Annotated in this window: 16 protein-coding genes and 1 pseudogene; 5 read left to right on the top strand and 12 right to left on the bottom strand. The window is 61.6% G+C overall.

The window, feature by feature from the left end:
- Positions 1–156: 156 nt before the first annotated feature.
- The 10 genes from AC07FD_RS32550 to AC07FD_RS32505 form a co-directional block, all read right to left on the bottom strand.
- Entirely contained in the window at positions 157–1734 is a 1578-nt protein-coding gene (locus AC07FD_RS32550; RefSeq protein ID WP_478353177.1) for an alpha/beta hydrolase family protein, read from the bottom strand.
- Positions 1735–1743: 9 nt separating this feature from the next.
- A complete protein-coding gene (locus AC07FD_RS32545; protein ID WP_478353176.1) occupies positions 1744–3681 on the bottom strand; it encodes a RiPP maturation radical SAM C-methyltransferase in 1938 nt (645 codons plus the stop codon).
- The gene (locus tag AC07FD_RS32540; protein ID WP_478353175.1) at positions 3665–4237 is read right to left on the bottom strand and encodes a hypothetical protein; all 573 of its coding nucleotides are present in this window, start codon (positions 4235–4237) and stop codon (positions 3665–3667) included. Before AC07FD_RS32540 ends, AC07FD_RS32545 begins: the two co-directional genes overlap by 17 nt.
- Before the next feature lie 71 nt (positions 4238–4308).
- Positions 4309–4854, bottom strand: coding sequence for a hypothetical protein (locus tag AC07FD_RS32535; protein ID WP_478353174.1), 546 nt, complete (start codon positions 4852–4854; stop codon positions 4309–4311).
- The gene (locus AC07FD_RS32530) at positions 4847–5818 is read right to left on the bottom strand and encodes a hypothetical protein (protein ID WP_478353173.1); all 972 of its coding nucleotides are present in this window, start codon (positions 5816–5818) and stop codon (positions 4847–4849) included. The genes AC07FD_RS32535 and AC07FD_RS32530 overlap by 8 nt, the downstream gene beginning before the upstream one ends.
- Positions 5819–5928: 110 nt before the next feature.
- The gene (locus AC07FD_RS32525) at positions 5929–6954 is read right to left on the bottom strand and encodes a hypothetical protein (protein WP_478353172.1); all 1026 of its coding nucleotides are present in this window, start codon (positions 6952–6954) and stop codon (positions 5929–5931) included.
- Between the two features lie 197 nt (positions 6955–7151).
- Positions 7152–8315: a radical SAM/SPASM domain-containing protein gene (locus tag AC07FD_RS32520; protein WP_478353212.1), complete on the bottom strand. Its 1164-nt coding sequence runs from the start codon at positions 8313–8315 to the stop codon at positions 7152–7154.
- Positions 8316–8359: 44 nt separating this feature from the next.
- Positions 8360–9706 (bottom strand): radical SAM protein, encoded by a 1347-nt coding sequence (locus tag AC07FD_RS32515; protein WP_478353171.1) that lies wholly within the window; start codon positions 9704–9706, stop codon positions 8360–8362.
- Positions 9707–9718: 12 nt separating this feature from the next.
- Complete coding sequence (locus tag AC07FD_RS32510; protein ID WP_478353170.1) at positions 9719–10264, bottom strand: hypothetical protein; 546 nt, start codon at positions 10262–10264, stop codon at positions 9719–9721.
- 43 nt (positions 10265–10307) lie between these two features.
- Positions 10308–10823 carry a hypothetical protein gene (locus tag AC07FD_RS32505; RefSeq protein WP_478353169.1) on the bottom strand — a complete coding sequence of 172 codons (516 nt, stop codon included), beginning with the start codon at positions 10821–10823 and terminating at the stop codon, positions 10308–10310.
- 366 nt (positions 10824–11189) lie between these two features.
- Between AC07FD_RS32505 and AC07FD_RS32500 the strand changes: the two genes are divergently transcribed.
- The 3 genes from AC07FD_RS32500 (at position 11190) to AC07FD_RS32490 (ending at position 13525) form a co-directional block, all read left to right on the top strand.
- On the top strand, positions 11190–11813 hold the full coding sequence (locus tag AC07FD_RS32500; protein ID WP_478353211.1) for an SdpI family protein: 624 nt from the start codon (positions 11190–11192) through the stop codon (positions 11811–11813).
- Between the two features lie 286 nt (positions 11814–12099).
- Positions 12100–12687, top strand: coding sequence for a TetR/AcrR family transcriptional regulator (locus tag AC07FD_RS32495; protein ID WP_478353168.1), 588 nt, complete (start codon positions 12100–12102; stop codon positions 12685–12687).
- Between the two features lie 250 nt (positions 12688–12937).
- On the top strand, positions 12938–13525 hold the full coding sequence (locus AC07FD_RS32490; protein ID WP_478353167.1) for a DUF308 domain-containing protein: 588 nt from the start codon (positions 12938–12940) through the stop codon (positions 13523–13525).
- A 119-nt stretch (positions 13526–13644) separates the two neighbouring features.
- Here the strand turns inward: AC07FD_RS32490 and AC07FD_RS32485 are convergent, their stop codons facing one another.
- Complete coding sequence (locus tag AC07FD_RS32485; RefSeq protein WP_477394504.1) at positions 13645–14292, bottom strand: helix-turn-helix domain-containing protein; 648 nt, start codon at positions 14290–14292, stop codon at positions 13645–13647.
- A gap of 430 nt (positions 14293–14722) precedes the next feature.
- On the opposite strand from AC07FD_RS32485, the pseudogene AC07FD_RS32480 reads away from it, so the two are divergent.
- Positions 14723–16510 (top strand): annotated as a pseudogene (locus AC07FD_RS32480) (phosphoketolase family protein); the annotation flags it as partial.
- Here the strand turns inward: AC07FD_RS32480 and AC07FD_RS32475 are convergent.
- Positions 16488–16664, bottom strand: coding sequence for a hypothetical protein (locus AC07FD_RS32475; protein ID WP_478353210.1), 177 nt, complete (start codon positions 16662–16664; stop codon positions 16488–16490). The pseudogene AC07FD_RS32480 and the gene AC07FD_RS32475 sit on opposite strands and share 23 nt — an antisense overlap.
- On the opposite strand from AC07FD_RS32475, the gene AC07FD_RS32470 reads away from it, so the two are divergent.
- The gene (locus AC07FD_RS32470; RefSeq protein WP_478353215.1) at positions 16612–16740 is read left to right on the top strand and encodes a hypothetical protein; all 129 of its coding nucleotides are present in this window, start codon (positions 16612–16614) and stop codon (positions 16738–16740) included. The genes AC07FD_RS32475 and AC07FD_RS32470 overlap by 53 nt on opposite strands.
- Positions 16741–16889: the final 149 nt, after the last annotated feature.

The following is a 16889-nucleotide window of genomic DNA, read 5'->3' as shown; positions in this document are numbered from 1 at the left end:
TATTTTAATCTGTATTATTAAAATAAAATTGTTATAGAAAGAAATACTGCAAAAAATTTGCGACAAGCGCCCTGATTGACGTCAGGCGCCGATAATTGCTATCTACAATCGAACGCTTCGCCAGAATGTATTTGGCCAAGCGTGACGCGCTCGGCGTCAACGTCGCGGTTTGGGTGCACTGGCAGCTAGTCCGGCAATCCATCCAGCAACGGCTGCGAGGTACTCCGGGTTCGGTGGCAGATCCTGGCGGTAACGTTCCGGCGTCGACACTTCGGGCTCGAGCCGGAATAGATGGTCGGCGTTGTGGATTTCCTTGTATGTGGAGCGGACATTGTGGCTGCGGGCGGAGCGGTGCAGCGCTTTGGCATCACGGTCTGCCGATGTCTGAATGTCTTTGTCGCCGTGCAAGATCAGCATCGGACAGCGGACGGCTCCAACCGCTGCGCGTGGATCGGTTTCGAGGACGGCCGGATCGGTGAGCGGTCTCAGGCCCCCGAGCCGCAGTTCCGCGCCATCTGTCCTTGCTTCCCGGTCGAGCCACTGCCGTAGTGCCGCGTCTCGCTTGCCGGCCTCTTCCTCCGACACCTGCAGGCGTGCGCTCTCGCGTGCATTCTGTTCCATCAGGATGTCGCGCAACGGCCTGCCGGGGGGCGCAAGCAGGATCAGACCCGCCGGCGCCACGGCCGTGTCGGTCGACAACAGCTGCAGGATCACAAGGGCGCCCAGGCTATGACCGGCTGCGAAAAGATGCAGGGCATCGATGTCGGCGCGCGCGGCGAGCCAGCGCCAGGCGGCGGCGGCATCGGCCAGGCGCGTCGCGCCCAAAGGGCGGTCGGCTTTGCCGAATCCGGTTTTGCCTGCTCCGCGCGCATCTATCGCCAAGCTGGCTACGCCGACTTGCGCGAGCGCATCCATCGTCTCGAGTGTCTTCAGGCGCATGCCGGGCGCACCGCCCCAGCGGGTGATGGAGCCCGATCCATTCAGGAACAGGCAGGCCGGACTAGGCCCCGCCGGTTCGCGTCCGTGCACGAACAGGCCGTGCAGCGTGATATCCTCGCTTTCGATCGTAACTTCTTCGCGGTCGATGCCAGGGGGAGGCGGTGGTGGTTCGATGCTTTCCTCGGCGCCGCGAAGGGTCTCAATCGGCGCCGCGTGGAACACCGGCGTGCCCGCCCGCCCGATAAGCGTTCCCTTCTCGTCCATTCCCACAGCAGAGACCAGGGCGCCACTGGCGCTCATGTTGAGCCGTATGCCGATCGACGTCTCCCAGTCCAGCGCTCCAGCAGGCGCGACTTCGAACTCGCGCACTGCCAGCGCTTCGGGCGAAAAGTAGTGAAGTTTGCGCGGACCTTCATCGCGATCGAGCGCGGCAAGACAGCGCGAAAGCTGCAGAAGCAAATTCTGCTGAAGCACGAGGTCGGGTGCGACAGTCAGCGCCAACACATGCTCGTTGCCGTCGCGCAAGGTCAGGAGCGCGCGGTTCTGACCGAAAACGGCGTGGTGAAGCACGGCGCCCGATGAAAACAGCGAATAGTTCACAACCTTGCCGTCATCACCGATTTCAATGACTGCTGCTTCTTGAACAGGCTTGGGCCCGCCAACCTTCTCGGCGTGCGTGGTCCAGTGATATTCGTCGACGGTCGACGATACGCGCCGCCGCGCCTGTTCGACGAAGAGTTCGCCGCGAAGCAAAATTTGGAAACCCTCCATGCGAGGCAAATCGATTGGCTTCATTGCACCGGCTCAGGTCACCGCCGCTTCGTCTTGTCGGGCAAAGCGCATCGATGGCGCCGCCATATCCACGTGCTCGGCATCCTGGCTCGTGTCGGCGGCAACCTGGATCGCCAGCGCAAGGTAGAGATCGTCCTCCTGGAGAACGAGGTCGTTTTGGATGAAGCCTTGCACCGTTTTGGCCACGGTTCCCTCGTCCCATGCGCGATCGGGCGCAACGCCGCGCAAATTGGCGGTGAGAGAAGCAATGGATTGAATGCTGTCGAGGCCGAGATAGACGAGCCGATCGTCCCCGACCAATATGTAAGGGCGAACCGGGTGATCCGGCCGCAGGTCGATGATCGTAACCAGATCGGTGCCGACGATAGCGCTCAGCGCGGCGTGCCGGTGCTCCTGCTTCCAATCCTGCGCCTCGCGCCAGGCGCGATTGATCCCCTCCAGCGTCTGCGCGTCGGTGGTGCCGCGGTAGGTGAAGAAATAGGCGATGCGCGCCCGTGCATCTGGTGAAACGCCCGGGTAGCAAAGGTCATAGGATGGGTATGGCTTGATGTCGGAAAGCCCGAAATCGTCCGGCCGATCGAACATCGGCGAGAATCGGTCCAGCCGAAACGCAGCGAAGGACGACGGCGGGGTCAGGTGACGTATCGACCGCATGAAACGGATGGCTTCCTCATAGTCCTCCGGCCGTTCCCCAGGAAAGCCGCAGAGAACGTTCCAGGTGACCAGCATCTTGTGCTGGCGGACCCATTTCAAGGTCTGCACATTCTGGATGCCGCGAATGCCCTTGTCCATGAGCTTGAGCACATGCGTGTTCAGGTGCTCGATTCCGGGCTGCATCCAGGTCGTTCCCAGGCGTCTGAGAACCCCGATCTGGTCCTTCTTGAGGTTTGCCTTGGTCTCGTAGAACAGCTGCAGCTTGGTGCCGTCCTCCACCAGGGACGGAAACACCGTCGCGAAGTAGCGCATGTCGACAATGTTGTCGGTTGCGAAAAAGGTATGAATCCCCGTGCTGTCGCGCAGATGGCGGAACTCGGCCAGCGCGCGGTCCGCCGACTTTGCTCGGTAGCCGATACCGAGGCCGTTGAGGCCGCAAAAGGTGCAGTGGTGCTTTTCGCCCCACCAGCATCCGCGCGAGGTTTCGATGGTCAGCTCCGGTTCGATGAATTGCGGCGCCGTGGACCGCTCGAACGCGGCGAGGAAATCGCTGTGATCGGGGAAGGGGAGGCTGTCCATGTCGCGGATCGCGGCTTGTGGCACGAGGCTCTCGACGGTTTCGCCTCCCGCGCCGCGATAGACAAGGCCGCCAATGGCGGACATGTCCGCACCTTTGCGAACGGCCTCGATCAACTGCGGAAAACTCGTATCGGACTCGCCGCGGCAGACCGCATCGATGAAGCTGAAGCTGCGATGCAGTTCAAGCCCCATCTCACCCTCGCAATTGGCGCCGCCGAACACGACATGGAGGTTTGGCGCTCGCGCCTTGAGCGCCTTGGCCATGGCAAGGCTCGCGAGGTTCTGCTGAAAGGTGCTCGAGAAACCGACAATGTCGACGTCTTGAAGATCGATCGTTTCCGCCAGATCGTCGATATACTGAGGAGCCTGCTCCCGCGCGTAGCGGATCTGACCCAGGAAGGCGTTGGGGTAGTAATCGCCCGGCGTGTTCCTGGCGTATCTATCGAAGGCCTCGTCGGGTAGCGCGTCGTGTCTCCAAAGTGCGCGGCTGAACACCCATTCCCCCGGCAGGTCGTGCGTCGGCGCGCTTTGCGCAATCCGCTGATAGAGCGGAAAGCCGATGCGGTCGGCAAAGCGGTGATTGGCGTAGAATACGTCGCATGCAATGCCTTGCTGTCGAAGACGTGCGGCAAACAGGCTTACGCCCAGGGCCGGCCTTTCGATCGGCAGGAACGGCATCACGCACAGCAGCACTTTCGAATTAGCGGCCTTTCGCATCGGCGGCCTCCGAGGCTTGATGTGTTCGTCGATCCAGTTCGGCGAGGCGGACTTCCAGCCGCGACAGGCTCGCCAGCCGGCTCTCCAGAGCCGAAATGCGCGCGGCGAGAGGCTCGATCGCATTGCCAGCCGTACGTCCAGACTGGAAGGAACCGGTGACGGCGATCGCCGTCACCGCAACCGCCACTGCCACGGCTTCGGCAATGATCGCCACGTCGACGTCGACATAGGCAAACGCCCCGGCGAGATCGGTCGGGGTGGCGATACCGACTTCAGGATGATGCGCAAGGATGTATTCGCGCAGCCGGTCGAGTTCCCCGCGGCTATAAAGGTCGACCACATGAGGGTCGAAGAACAGCCGGATGATTGCCTTCTCGCGGTCGCCAAGCGCAATCGTCTGGTCGGCGTCCACGCCATAGGTCCGCAAGACTGTTGCGGGATGATCGCAGAAACTGTCGAGCACTCTGCGATCGGCAGCGATGTCGTCGCGCAGCCGGGCCAGCCCGACCGGTGGAGGTGCCGTCACAAATTCCCGCAACAGGTCCCTTTGCCGCATACCAGCCCTCCAGTGTCCACACGGACGAAGACACGGGTGAACGCTATGGGCGTTCACCCGGTGATGCCGCGTCAGCGAATGCGCTGCTCGAGACGGGTGACCTTCGCATCGAGCTTGTCAACAAGATTGACCCGAGCCTCGAGCGCCGCCACCTTGGCGCTGAGAATTCCCGCCTCGGCCTCAATCGTTGCCAGCTTGGAAAACCTGTCGGCTGCACCCGCCACAACGATCGCCGCGACGGCCACCGCAACGGCGACGACCTCGACCTCGATAGCCACGTCGAAGTCCGCGACCGCCACTGCGTGGGTGTCGCCGGGATTGGTGATCACGATTTCCCTGTACTTGTCCGTGATGTGGGCGCGCAGGTCGTCGATCTTGCCGCTGTTGTACAATTCGATGACGCGAGGATCGGAGAACATCCGGATCATCGCCTTTTCACGGTCGCCGAGCTTGATGTCGCCGCTCACCGCAAGGCCGTGATCCTTCAGCACCGCTGACGGTCTGTCGACGAATTTCTCGAGTAGGCTCGGGTCGGACGCAAGTCTTTCTGACAGGTTCCTGACTTTTTCCGGAGGGTTATCGGTGACGAGTTTTCTGATGAGATCGCTATCATGCATGGTCTATGGCCTCCTGCCGGGATGAGGCGATTGGCGTATGCCGGGTGGACTGGTCCGGCCATTCTGCCTCGGGTTTTTGATGAGCCAGCCGATAACGGTAAAGGACGTCGTCGCGCCGCTCGCGCCAATGGTGGGCAAGCACGTCGCGCACCAATGCATCGTCATAGAGCGCGCGGCATGCGTCACAGTGATGATTGAAACGGTTCTCCCAGTCGATGCGTGGATCGATCGTGGAAGCCCAGGCGAGTATGTGCTCCGGCCCCTCTACCGCGAGCCATATCTTCAGGAAATCATTGCCGGCGGCTTCCGCGAGTTCCACGAGCGTAGCCTCTTCAAGCGATCCGATCTGCATTTCGGGAATCTGTTCGCGCGTCAAACCGCAGCAGGCGCCGACCTCGCCGCGCGGATTGACCACCATCGTGTCGAGCACGCTTTCACACGGGGCGCGGCGGTGAATGTTCAGGTGGTTGGTCAGGCTGGCGGGGCCATGCCGCACGGAATCCCGGTCCTCCATCGCCATCCAGGGACTGTCGAACACAATGAGGTTGGGATGGTCGCGGATCGCCGCCATCTCCGGGTGGGAGAGCAGTCCCTGGGCATGAAAAGTCCGGTCCATCTCGCGTTCCACCACGACGACGGCATTCATGCCGAGCCTGATCGCTGCGGCTGCGCCATAGGCGATGCGCTCGACCGGTACGAACTGTTGATGGTGGTCGCCGGTGCTCAAATTGATTTCACGCAGGCCAGCCCTGTAGAGCGGCTCGAGGCGTGCGTGCGCGGCTTGCGCCGACTTCGCCCAATAGCCGTTGGTGACACACCGGCTGGCGAGCCCTCGCTCGGTGCAGCGCGCAACCGCCACGACGAGCTCATCTTCCAGCATGAAGCATTCGCCGCCGGAGAAGACCACAAGCTTCATCGACGGCATCTCGGCCGCCTGCTCAATGGCATCGAGCATGCGCCACAACGGCAGTTTCTCCGCGATCCCGGGATGCGACGCGAAGCAGCAGTTCTCGCAGGCCGCCGTGCATTGGTAGGACGTCAGCAAGGTCAGCGTGGTTGGTTTCCTGCCGGCGTTCATGCGTTGCCCTCCCGCATCTGTCTGATGACCGGGTCGAACATTGCGAAATAGGCCGGCTGTGCCTCGGACGCGCCAGCTATCACCAGGGCGATGCGCGCTATCAGCGGGCCTGCCTTGAGCACGGTCTGGTCGGACGGCTCGCCGGCCCAGCGCCCGCGCGCACTCGGCCGCGTCGGAATTGCCGGGTTTGCATCGGGTTGCAGCATGTGGGCAAGGCCGGCCGGAATCAGCACGTCGCGAATTCCGGCCTGGGTGCGGCAAACCTCGGACATCACCGCCTTCCATGGCGCGCTGTAGAGCGCCAGCATCATCAACGCGTCGGCGATATCCAGGCGGTCCAGTCCGTCGACTGCCGTCCGCGCTTCATCCGCCACCTGAGCCGGTTCACAATCCAGCATTTCGGCGACCGCCTCATTGGCGAACACCGCGGCGAGCAAGGCTTCGAGACGGCAGCGCCGGTCGACGATGCTCCAGAACAGCCGCTGGGCAAGCGGCCGGCGCGGGATGGGAAAGCCTACGCAAAGCAGCCGCCGGACATGGTGCCGCTCGCTATCCTCGATTGCATCCAACGCGTCAAGCGGCGCCTCGACCGCGCTGAGGACAGCGCGATCCCCGAGGAGACTGGACACGAGCCGCGAAACCGAATGGCGGGCGGGGATCGGCGTATCCTCGTCGGCGCCGCCGACATCGATGATCAGCGGTTCGCGCCCGGGTTTTCTTTTCAGTTGCAGATTGATCCGCTCGCGCCCGCCCGCGGCAAGGACGATCTCCATCTGCACCGTTTCGTGGCGTGGGCTCGCAACATGCAGCCTGAACTTGCCGGGCGGCAAAGCCCTGAACAGCAAACCGTCGAAGGCGCGGGCATAGCGAAGGATGCGCCAAGTGCGTCCGCTGTCGAGATGGGTCAGCACCGGGAACATGTTTCCTTGCGGAAGCCGTCCGTGCTCGTCACGTATTTCCAGCTCGAGACAACACGCGACCGTCGACGATGTCGCTTGGTCAACCGGAGAAAGCATACTCATGGGACGCCGCTCCTGCCGCATCGATACAGCCATCGATGCTCCGAAAATCCGCCCTGACTACAGAATTACACCCGCAACAAGAAATGCCAACCAATCTATGCGAGATATATCCGTTGTAAATGCAAATATAAATGCCGCGCCGACTAAATATCGGCGCAGATTTCAGCACAATTCAAGATTTTTCTATTATATGTTACTCATATTACATTTTCAAGCGATCCAGTTGAAATTTTCATATCTTCCGGCGAGCCAGCTAGTCGCCGACCGGTGTCGAAAAAGCCGGCCGCGATCACGCCTTCCTCGTCACGCTCCGCCAGCTCCGACCGCTTCGGTTCGCTCGCGGCCGAGATTTCATCCTTCTCGAGAAATCGCTTGAGCAGCCAGTGGTCGAGGCGCGCATCGACTTCCTTCGCGCACAAGCCTTTCGTGGCCGCGACGCAGACGTCGCAAATCGAGGCGTAGCCGTCAGGGTCGGAGGAGCGATCTGGGCTCATTTCCGCAATCGCCTCATGGAGTGCGCGCGGACCGAACTGATTTATGAACCGGAAATGCGTCCGCGTTTGCATCTCGTCAAACAGATCCGCGAGCGAACGCTCACGCACGTTGCCGACCGTGAAGCTCGCGATCTTGCCGCCGGCGCAGCAGCACGCCTGAAAACTGCCGTCGGGGTAGATGACCGGTCGGTTCACCACCTCTTGGCAAGGCGTGTACGTGTAGGTGGCGAGATCCGAGCGGTAGTGCTCTTCGGGGTATTCGGCGGCGCGTCCGAGGCCGACAAGCCTGCCAAACGAGAGGTTCACCATCTGGGTCAATTCGGGCGGCACTGTATCGGTAGCCACCTGCCTGATGAACTCGTCCTCGTCGAAGAGGCGGATCTTCTCGGTGGGTATGCCGTAAAGTTGCGAGAACAGGGCGACAGGATCGCCCGGCATATTGAGGACCGTGTTGACGATGACCGGAAAGCCTGCTTCCCAGGCGATCTCGATTGCGCGACGGAAAACCTCGGCCGGAAGGAATTCCAGGTGAAATTTGTCGGCACTGAAATTGAGGGAATCAAGCCCGGCGAGCTGCAGCCGGTAGAGAAGGCGCCGGCCGGTGGCTTGATTGCGGCCCCAAAAACCGTTGGTGATCACCCGTGTCGCAAATCCCAGCAGGTTGGCCACGCCAAGCAGGCGCTCCAGGTGGTGCGGGTACATCATCGGCTCGCCGCCGGTGAAGACGATCGTCGACGGCCTGGGATCGAGTGAGGCCGCCTCGGTGATGCAGCGCTCCGCCAATTCCATGGCCATGCTGTCGAAATTGTCCGGGCCGGAAAGGATGCCGCAATGGCGGCAGGCGATGGGGCAGCGGTGCGTGAACATGATTCCCAGTTCGAGCGGGCGTTGAAGGTCGGTGCCGGTCGCATTCATGGTGCGGCCTCCCGGTGACGGGGCTGCGCCGTCTTTGCCGTCGCCGCCCGCAGCCCGGCGTTCGACCAGACGCCGCCGCCGGCTGCGCCCAAGAGCGTCGCGAGCGCGGCAAGCTCCTCGAGCCCGGCTTGATTGCCTTCCTCGCCATCGAGCGGCTCTTCGATGATCTCGAAGCGGCCGTAGTCGAACGGCACGCCGGGGGCACGCTCGACCAGACGGATCCGCTCGCGCAGGCCCTGGCCCGCGAGCGTCAGTGCCCGGTGGTGGCAGAACGGGTTGTTTCCGGGGCGCCCGAACAGCGCATGTGCCGTCCATGTGCAGCCGGCCTTGCAGCGATCGGCGTGTTCGCAGGTGGCGCAGAAACCCCACAGATCGGAGCGCGTCCTGGCGCCGAGGCCGCGTATACGCTCACTCGACCGCCACATGTCCTCGATAGAGCTGGTGCGCACCGAGCCCGCACCATAGTCGGCGCTCGGTAAGGAGGGACAGCCCTTCAATGTGCCATCGGCTTCAAGGCCCAGCGCAGCCTGGCCCGCGAGGCAACCGCTCCATGTATGCCCGTCGGCGCCGCCGTAGCGCAGATAGGGCTCGTGCGGACCGAAATAGCCGATGTTGTTGCCAGGGAAGAGCTGGACGCCGCCCGGCTCCAGCACCGTCCGCTTGAGCCTTGCGAGCAGGGGCATCACGTTGAGCATATCGTAGGGCTGCAGCAGAAGGTCCGGACGGTCTGCCGCGCGGCCGAGAGCGACCGTCAGCTGCACTTGCCAGGCGCTCGCGCCGATCTCGACCAACAGGTCGGCAAGCGCCGGCAATTCCGGCAGGCTAAGCCGGTTGATCTGGGTGTTGACGCTGAGGCCGATCCGGCCGGTGGCCATGATCCGTCTCGCTGCGTCGAGTGCTGCTTCGTAGCTACCGATGCGGCCGCGAAGGTGGTCGTGCGTCGCGCCGATGCCGTCGATCGACACGCCGATCCGCCTGATGCCGGCCGCGAGCGCTTCCTGGATGCGGAAATCATCAAAGCGATAGCCGCCCGTCACCATGGTGCAGGCCATTCCGGCCTTGGTGACTGCGCTGGCGATGTCGACCCAGTCATCCCGCAAATAGGCCTCACCGCCGATGAGCGTGACCTCGCGAACGCCAAGCGCCGCAAGCTGCTTCACGGTGTCGAGCGCCTCCTCGAGCGTCAGCTCACCAGGGCGTTCAGCGCCAGCCCGCGAACCGCAATGCCGGCATCCGAGATCGCACTTCAGCGTGATTTCCCAGACGCAGACGCGTGGTGGCTCGGACGGGCCGGACCACCAGCGCACCGTCTTCGTCGGATCACCATCGTAGACGTCAAGCATTGGGGCACACCATCACTTCACACGTGCGAGAAAGGCGGCGAGCATGTCGGCGTTCACGCCCTCGATGGCAACGCCATCCGGCCCGACGATGGAGAAGCTGAGCTTCTCCTTGGGAAAGCGAGCCAGTTCGCGCAGTGACCTCAACTGCTCGACCGATGTCATGGCCAATGATCCGGCTGCCGCCACCTGCGTAGATGAGGACGTCACCACGGAGACGCCGTAGATGACCACCGCCGAGGCAACCGACACGTCGATCCCGGGTTTGCCGCCCCCGGCTGCCGAACCCCTCCAGCCGATCACGCCGAACCGCTCCCACAACTCCCCTGCCGTCAACGTCTCCGGCTTGGCCCGTGCGAACTCGTCTTGCCACTCTCGCCCCGAAAACACGTGTTCGAGTTTCTTCAGCAGATCCCGTTCGTCGATGCGGTCGGGAAGCGCCAGCACGTCGGGGTTCAGCCCCTCTTCCGACAACACGTCCTTGGGAGATTGGACAAAGCGGTGGCGAAAGTCCTTGTCCTTGCGCAACCGGTTGATGAAACTCGCCGCTTCGGTTCCCATGACAAGCTCCTTGTTCTTCGCATGCTTGCGGGCGTCGGGCCGCTCAGCGCAGGCGGCCGACCAGCGCCTTGATCGCTTCGATGCCGAGGCCGTGCAGTGATCTCCCGTCCGGTCCGCTCACCGTAAAACTGAGGGCCGTTGCTGGCAGCCGGGTCAATTTGCGCAACCGGCCGAGACGCGCCAACTCCACATCCATGCGGGCTGCGCTGCCCTGCGCCGTAACAAGGGATATGACGGAGGTGGTTGCCGTCGTACCGTAGATGATGCTCGTCGCTGGGATCGACGGCGACGCAAGATCATAGTTGACGCGGATGAAATTGAACCTGTCCCACAGTTCCTGTGCCGACGCATGCCTCAGTGTGGCCGCATCCGGCGGAGCGGAGGAAATTTGCGCGTCGATACGCCGTTCCAGCGCGTCGAAATCGATCTTGGAAGGCAGGTCAAGGAGGTCTGGATCGAGCCCGCTCGCGCGAAGAACGCCGCGCGGATCATCGGCGAATGCCTGCCGGAACGCTTTGTCCCTGTGGAGCTTCTTTATGAAATCTGCATAAGGCGACACCATAGGTTCCCCCTACGCTGAGCGCGTTGGCCATGCCTCTCGAATGTGACAATCGTCAGTTTGCCAGCGTAATATTGTTTCCAAATTCGCGGCGGAAACTTAAAGATTACTACCCTATCGCCAGTTTTCAGGCAAGAAAAGTACGTTATTTAACCGTTGCTAATGTGAGTTAAGAAAGGGTTTACATTGGGCTCACATCGAATGCGAGGCCGTGTTTGGCCATGCCGTTGATCCTGACGCCGATTCGGGGCAGCATTCCTTCGCGGTAGCGCGAGCCGACGCGGCGCTGCGAACCGGCCGCCTGAACTGGCAAATGGTCGAACAGGGAGACCTCTCATTCTCCGAAGGCTGATAGCGCTCATTGTGATGGTACTGAGCGGCATCGTCGCGGCACTCTTCACGTCGCCGGATGCACGCATTGCGGTTCACTGGTCGGCGTCGGGCGAAGCGGACGTCTTTGCGGGCCGCTGGGTCGCATTGCTTGGTGCGCCGGTGCTGCTCGCCGTGCTGTGGATGGTTCTGCACCTGTGGCCGGGGCGGCAGGTCGAGAACAGGCAGGCACCCGGCGGACCCGCAAGAAGTTTTGCGCCGGACCATGCGTGGCTCATCGGCCTTTTGCTGCTCATCCTGCTGCAGGCCTTCTTGATTGCTTCGGCGCTTGGATTCCAGACGAACCGCCTTCGGCTGATGCCGATCATCCTCGGTGTGATCATGACCGTCGTCGGTGCTCGAATGCCGCTCCTGCAGCCCAACCGATGGTTCGGTATCAGAACACCCTGGACCCTTGCGGATCGGGACGTCTGGACGAGAACTCACCGTTTCGGCGGCCTCGTCTTTCGGGCGGCCGGGCTGCTCACCGTGTCGCTGCCTCTTTTCGGCTTGTCGGACGATCGCATCGGCCCGGCGGTGCTGGCTATCCTGCTGGCCGCAGCACTCGCATGTGTGGCTTATTCGTGGTGGATATCCCGGCGCCAGAACGGCTCAGGGTGATACGCAATCCAGGCTGGCCCCGATTCAGCAGTCGAAGCCACGCCTTTGGCTGAGGGCGTCTCGCACGGGGTGTCATTCAGACGGATCGCGGCAGCGCGATCGTTTCGCGCTGCCGCCATCTTCAGAACGGAATTCGATTCCGTCCAGCGTTTCCTAAATCTGATTTACTCCCATATTGGCGAAGCGGACTGGATCGGTCTCCAGCCACAACGCCAACATGGCAACTTGGACGAACAAAGCGCAAAATCCGCTTGCCAACGATCCTACTAGAAGGTAGGTAACAGCCATGAGCAATCTTTTGATGACGTCCGATCAAATCCTCTCGTCCGCGCGGAACTTCATCGTTTCGGGCGGCTACAACGGCTTCAGCTATGCTGATATCGCTGACGTGGTGGGGATTCGCAAGGCGAGTATCCACCATCATTTCCCTAGCAAAGTCGACCTCGTTCGCACGCTTGTGGCGCGCCATCGCGAGCGTACCGAGGTCAGCATGGCAGATCTGGAAAGTAAACTCCCTGACCCGCTTGCACTGCTTCAAACCTATGCTGGCTACTGGGCAAAATGCATTGAAGACGCGAGCATCCCGTTTTGCGTCTGCGCCCTGCTTGCCAGCGAACTCCCGGCACTCCCGCCTGAGGTTGCCGTCGAGGTGCGGGCTTACTTTCGATTTCTGTCGTCCTGGTTGACCAAGGTCATGGAGCGGGGCGCTGAACAGGGCGTTCTCAAATTCGCCGGCTCTTCGGAGCTGGAGGCAGAGACTTTCATGGCGACTGTCCATGGCGCGATGTTGTCGGCGCGTGCCTATGGCAGCCCTGCCATCTTTGGCGCGATCCTGACGCCGACCTTGCAGCGCTTATCGGCGAAGGTTCACTAACAAGTTATTTGCGCGGCATGGCGGCGAGCCGCCGCAACCAAATTCGCATCTCACAGGGACCGTTGAGACCTCCAGTGCATCGGTGCTGAAAGTAGCAACTTAGGGTCGGCCATTTCGTATGGCCAATACGGTTCACGATCTCCGCCACCACTTGGTTGATCGGTCGTGCCGAGCCAAGAAAGTGGTTGACGTCACAATATCTACCTTCTAGTAGGTAGGCGACAATATCAAGCGCGAAGGAGATTCAAAAATGCTTGCTAAGATGACTGAAGCCAACCTGGTCCAATCCTCAACCACCTGGCTTAAGAGCTACTATTTCACACGCTTTGCCGTTTCGACCGCCTGGGTCCTCCTGGCCTTCACGGTAGCCAAGACAATGCCTCCCCTGGCAGCCATCATGCTGGTCGCCTATCCGGCTTGGGATGCGCTGGCCAACTTCATCGACGCCCAGCGCACCGGCGGCTTGAACCGCAACAAGACGCAGTTGCTCAACTTCGTGATCAGCATCATCACCACCGTGGCAGTCGCCATTGCTCTCGGCAAAGATATGAACACTGTGCTCGCCGTCTTCGGCGTCTGGGCGGTCCTGTCGGGCCTTTTTCAGCTTGCAACCGCGGTCAAGCGCTGGAAGTCCGGCGCGCAGTGGGCAATGGTGCTGAGCGGCGCTCAGTCGGCACTGGCAGGCATTTTCTTTGTGAAGATGGCGGACAGTGCGGCGACGATCGACATCACCAACGTCGCGCCCTATGCGGCCTTCGGCGCCTTCTACTTCCTCGTTTCCGCTGTCTGGTTGACGGTAAGTGATGCGCGGCGCAAGTCGGCTCAAGCGGCTGGCTGAAGAGCGTCGCTTGTCAAACGCTCCTATCCTCAAAGCCCCCCAATCGAAGCGCTGCCCTGCAAGGTCGGCGCTCGCATAACGCGGCGGCGTGTAATGCCTTGTTTTGATGGAAACCGCGATCACTCGCTCATATTCTGAAGCGCATCATGTTTGATTATTTCGACGCAGCGCAGGCTGATCAAGCGGATGATGCCCTTTTCCTTCAGCCTGGTGAATATTCTTGAGACCGTCTCGATGGTGAGGCCGAGATAGTCGCCAATGTCGACGCGCGACATCGGCAGCTCGACCTGCCGAAGCCCGCCTTGGCGCTCTGCCATATCGACCAGGAACGCCGCGACGCGCTCGATGGCGTTCTGGCGGCCGAGGACCAGTAGGTGCTCCTGCGCCCTGGTCAGCCCCTTGAGCGCCAACGGCAGCAACTGATGAGACATGTCAGCCCCGGCGGCAATGCGGAAGACGCGGACCCCGGTCGCGTTGATTGCTTCGGCGAAGAAATGATGCGTCGTGTCTGCTTCGAAGCCAAATGTCTCTCCCGCAAGGTGGAAGGCGCTTATCTGCCGGCGACCATCGGCGAGCAGGCGGTACACACGAACGGCCCCAAACTCGATTTGGTAGAAGGCTCCGGCCTTCTCGCCTTGGGCATAGATTTCCGCACCGGCGGGAAAGAAGCTAAGCGGCTGCAGCGGTGCCGGGTCGAATGCCGCTGGCAGGCTCGGCTGGGCAAAATGCGACGGCAGCGAAATTTTGGAGGTCGTGTAGGCGTGCATGGCTGTTTCCCCGGTTGATCCGTGTCACAGCAATCGCTCGAATCCGCGCCGCGCGAAATTCGGTTATGTCCCTACGGGATACTACCTAGACTCCCCTTGTCGTGACTATTTCGACAGCGTTGTCAGCCGGGAATTTTCGACGGGGTTGGCAATAGCCAGCGAACTCATTGTGATCCAGGCGTTCGGCCTTCGGCACCTGATGCAAACGCGTTTGCGGTGGATCAAAGCTCGCACTGTTCGTCGCCACTATGAATGGCGCAAACGACCGCCCGCCATACGCCCGGTTGACGGCGACCTTGCTGCACTGGTCCGGCAGTCATGAACCGAATGGCGCACGAATGCGTTGGTTGTCCATTCGCGGCGACTCGATGGACGGCGACGGATGTCGCGATCCGACGGCATTCGCAAATGGGGACTATGGGAGCCAGACATGACCGAGCACACGACAACAGCAACCCCCGGCAGGCGGCTGTCCGAACGCCAGTTGCACGACATCAATGCATACTGGCGCGCCGCCAACTATCTGACGATCGGGCAGATCTACTTGCTCGACAATCCGCTGCTCCGGGAGCCTTTGCGGCTGGAACACGTGAAGCCTCGTCTGCTTGGCCACTGGGGAACATCGCCGGGCCTGAGTTTCATCTATGCCCATCTCAACCGCGCCATCCGGCTGAGGGATGCAAACATGATCTACGTCTGCGGCCCGGGCCATGGCGGTCCGGCGATGGTCGCCAATGCCTATCTCGAAGGCACTTACAGCGAGCTTAGTCCGGACATATCCCTGGACGAACAAGGCATGCGCAAACTGTTCCGGCAGTTCTCCTTTCCGGGTGGAATTCCAAGCCATGCCGCGCCCGATGTGCCGGGCTCGATCCACGAGGGTGGCGAACTGGGCTACTCGCTTTCTCATGCCTTTGGCGCAGCCTTCGACAATCCAGACCTTGTCGTTGCCTGCGTTGTCGGCGACGGTGAGGCGGAGACCGGGCCATTGGCTGCCGCGTGGCATTCAAACAAGTTTCTCAACCCGGCGCGTGACGGGGCAGTGCTGGCGATCCTGCATCTGAACGGCTACAAGATCGCCAATCCCACTATCCTTGCCCGCATTCCCGAAGAGGAACTGCGCGCGCTGTTCACCGGCTATGGCTACGATCCACTTTTCGTCGAGGGCGATGACCCGACGTTGATGCACGAGCGGATGGCAACAGTGCTCGACGATGCGCTGGACCGCATCGAAGTGATCCAGAAATGTGCGCGCGGCGGATCTGCCGACGCGGGGTTGCGGCCGAAGTGGCCCATGATCGTGCTGCGAAGCCCGAAGGGCTGGACCGGTCCAAAGGAAGTCGACGGGCTGAAGACCGAAGGCTTCTGGCGTGCGCACCAGGTCCCGTTGTCTGGCCTTGCGGAAAATCCGGCGCATCTGACGATGCTCGAGGAGTGGCTGAAAAGCTACCGGCCGGATGAGTTGTTCGATGCCGCTGGTGCCCCTGTCGAGGCGATCCGTGCCACCACGCCGCAAGCCGCGCGGCGCATGAGCGCCAATCCGCATGCCAATGGCGGCCTGCTGCGCCGGACCCTCGATTTGCCCGGGCTGCGGGACCATGCCGTGGCCGTCGCTCGGCCCGGCGCCGTGAAGGCCGAGTCAACACGTGTAATGGGCGGTTTCCTTCGGGCTGTGATGGAACTGAACGAGGCCGCGAAGAACTTCCGCATCGTCGGCCCTGACGAGACGGCCTCGAACCGGCTTCAGGACGTGTTCGAAGCCACCGAGCGCGCCTGGATGGAAAAGATCCTGCCCGAAGACGTTCATCTAGGCCGCGACGGCAGGGTCATGGAAATCCTCTCCGAGCACACCTGCCAGGGTTGGCTCGAAGGCTATCTTTTGACCGGGCGGCATGGCCTGTTTTCCTGTTACGAGGCGTTTATCCACATCGTCGATTCCATGTTCAACCAGCATGCGAAATGGCTTGATGCCTGCCGTGACATCCCGTGGCGGCGGCCGGTCGCCTCGCTGAACTATCTGCTGTCGAGCCATGTCTGGCACCAGGAACACAATGGCTTCAGCCATCAGGATCCCGGCTTCATCGATGTCGCCCTCAACAAGAAGGCCGACATCGTGCGCGTCTATCTGCCGCCGGATGCCAACACCTTGCTTTGCGTGACCGATCACGTGCTGCAGACATGGAACCGCATCAACGTCATCGTCGCCGGCAAGCGCCCTCGCCTCTCCGGTTCAACTCATGGTCGATGCCGACGCCGAGCCAACCGGCCGCGGCACCGATCTTCTCCCGGACCAACGGTGCGTTCTCGCCGATGCCGGCCGTGAACACCAGCGTGATCAGCCTTGCCGATTCCAGCGTCAACGTGCTTGTCATTCCCACGGATGAAGAGAGGGCAGTCGCCAGTAATGTACAGGCTGCATCCCAAGCGGCATCGCTGCGCGTGACCTGACGGCTGGACCTCTCTTGTCGGACAAATGACTTGGCCCGCTCGCCCAGCTTGCGCATTTTGTTCGAGCCGCTCGCCTCGTACTTCCAGGCATCATATCTCTTAGTATCTGCTCCAAAAAGAAGTGAGTGATTTCAGCGGGTTGTGATTCA

The sequence above is a fragment of the Mesorhizobium waitakense genome (assembly GCF_056431085.1).
This window is presented reverse-complemented; position numbering and strand designations above follow the sequence as displayed.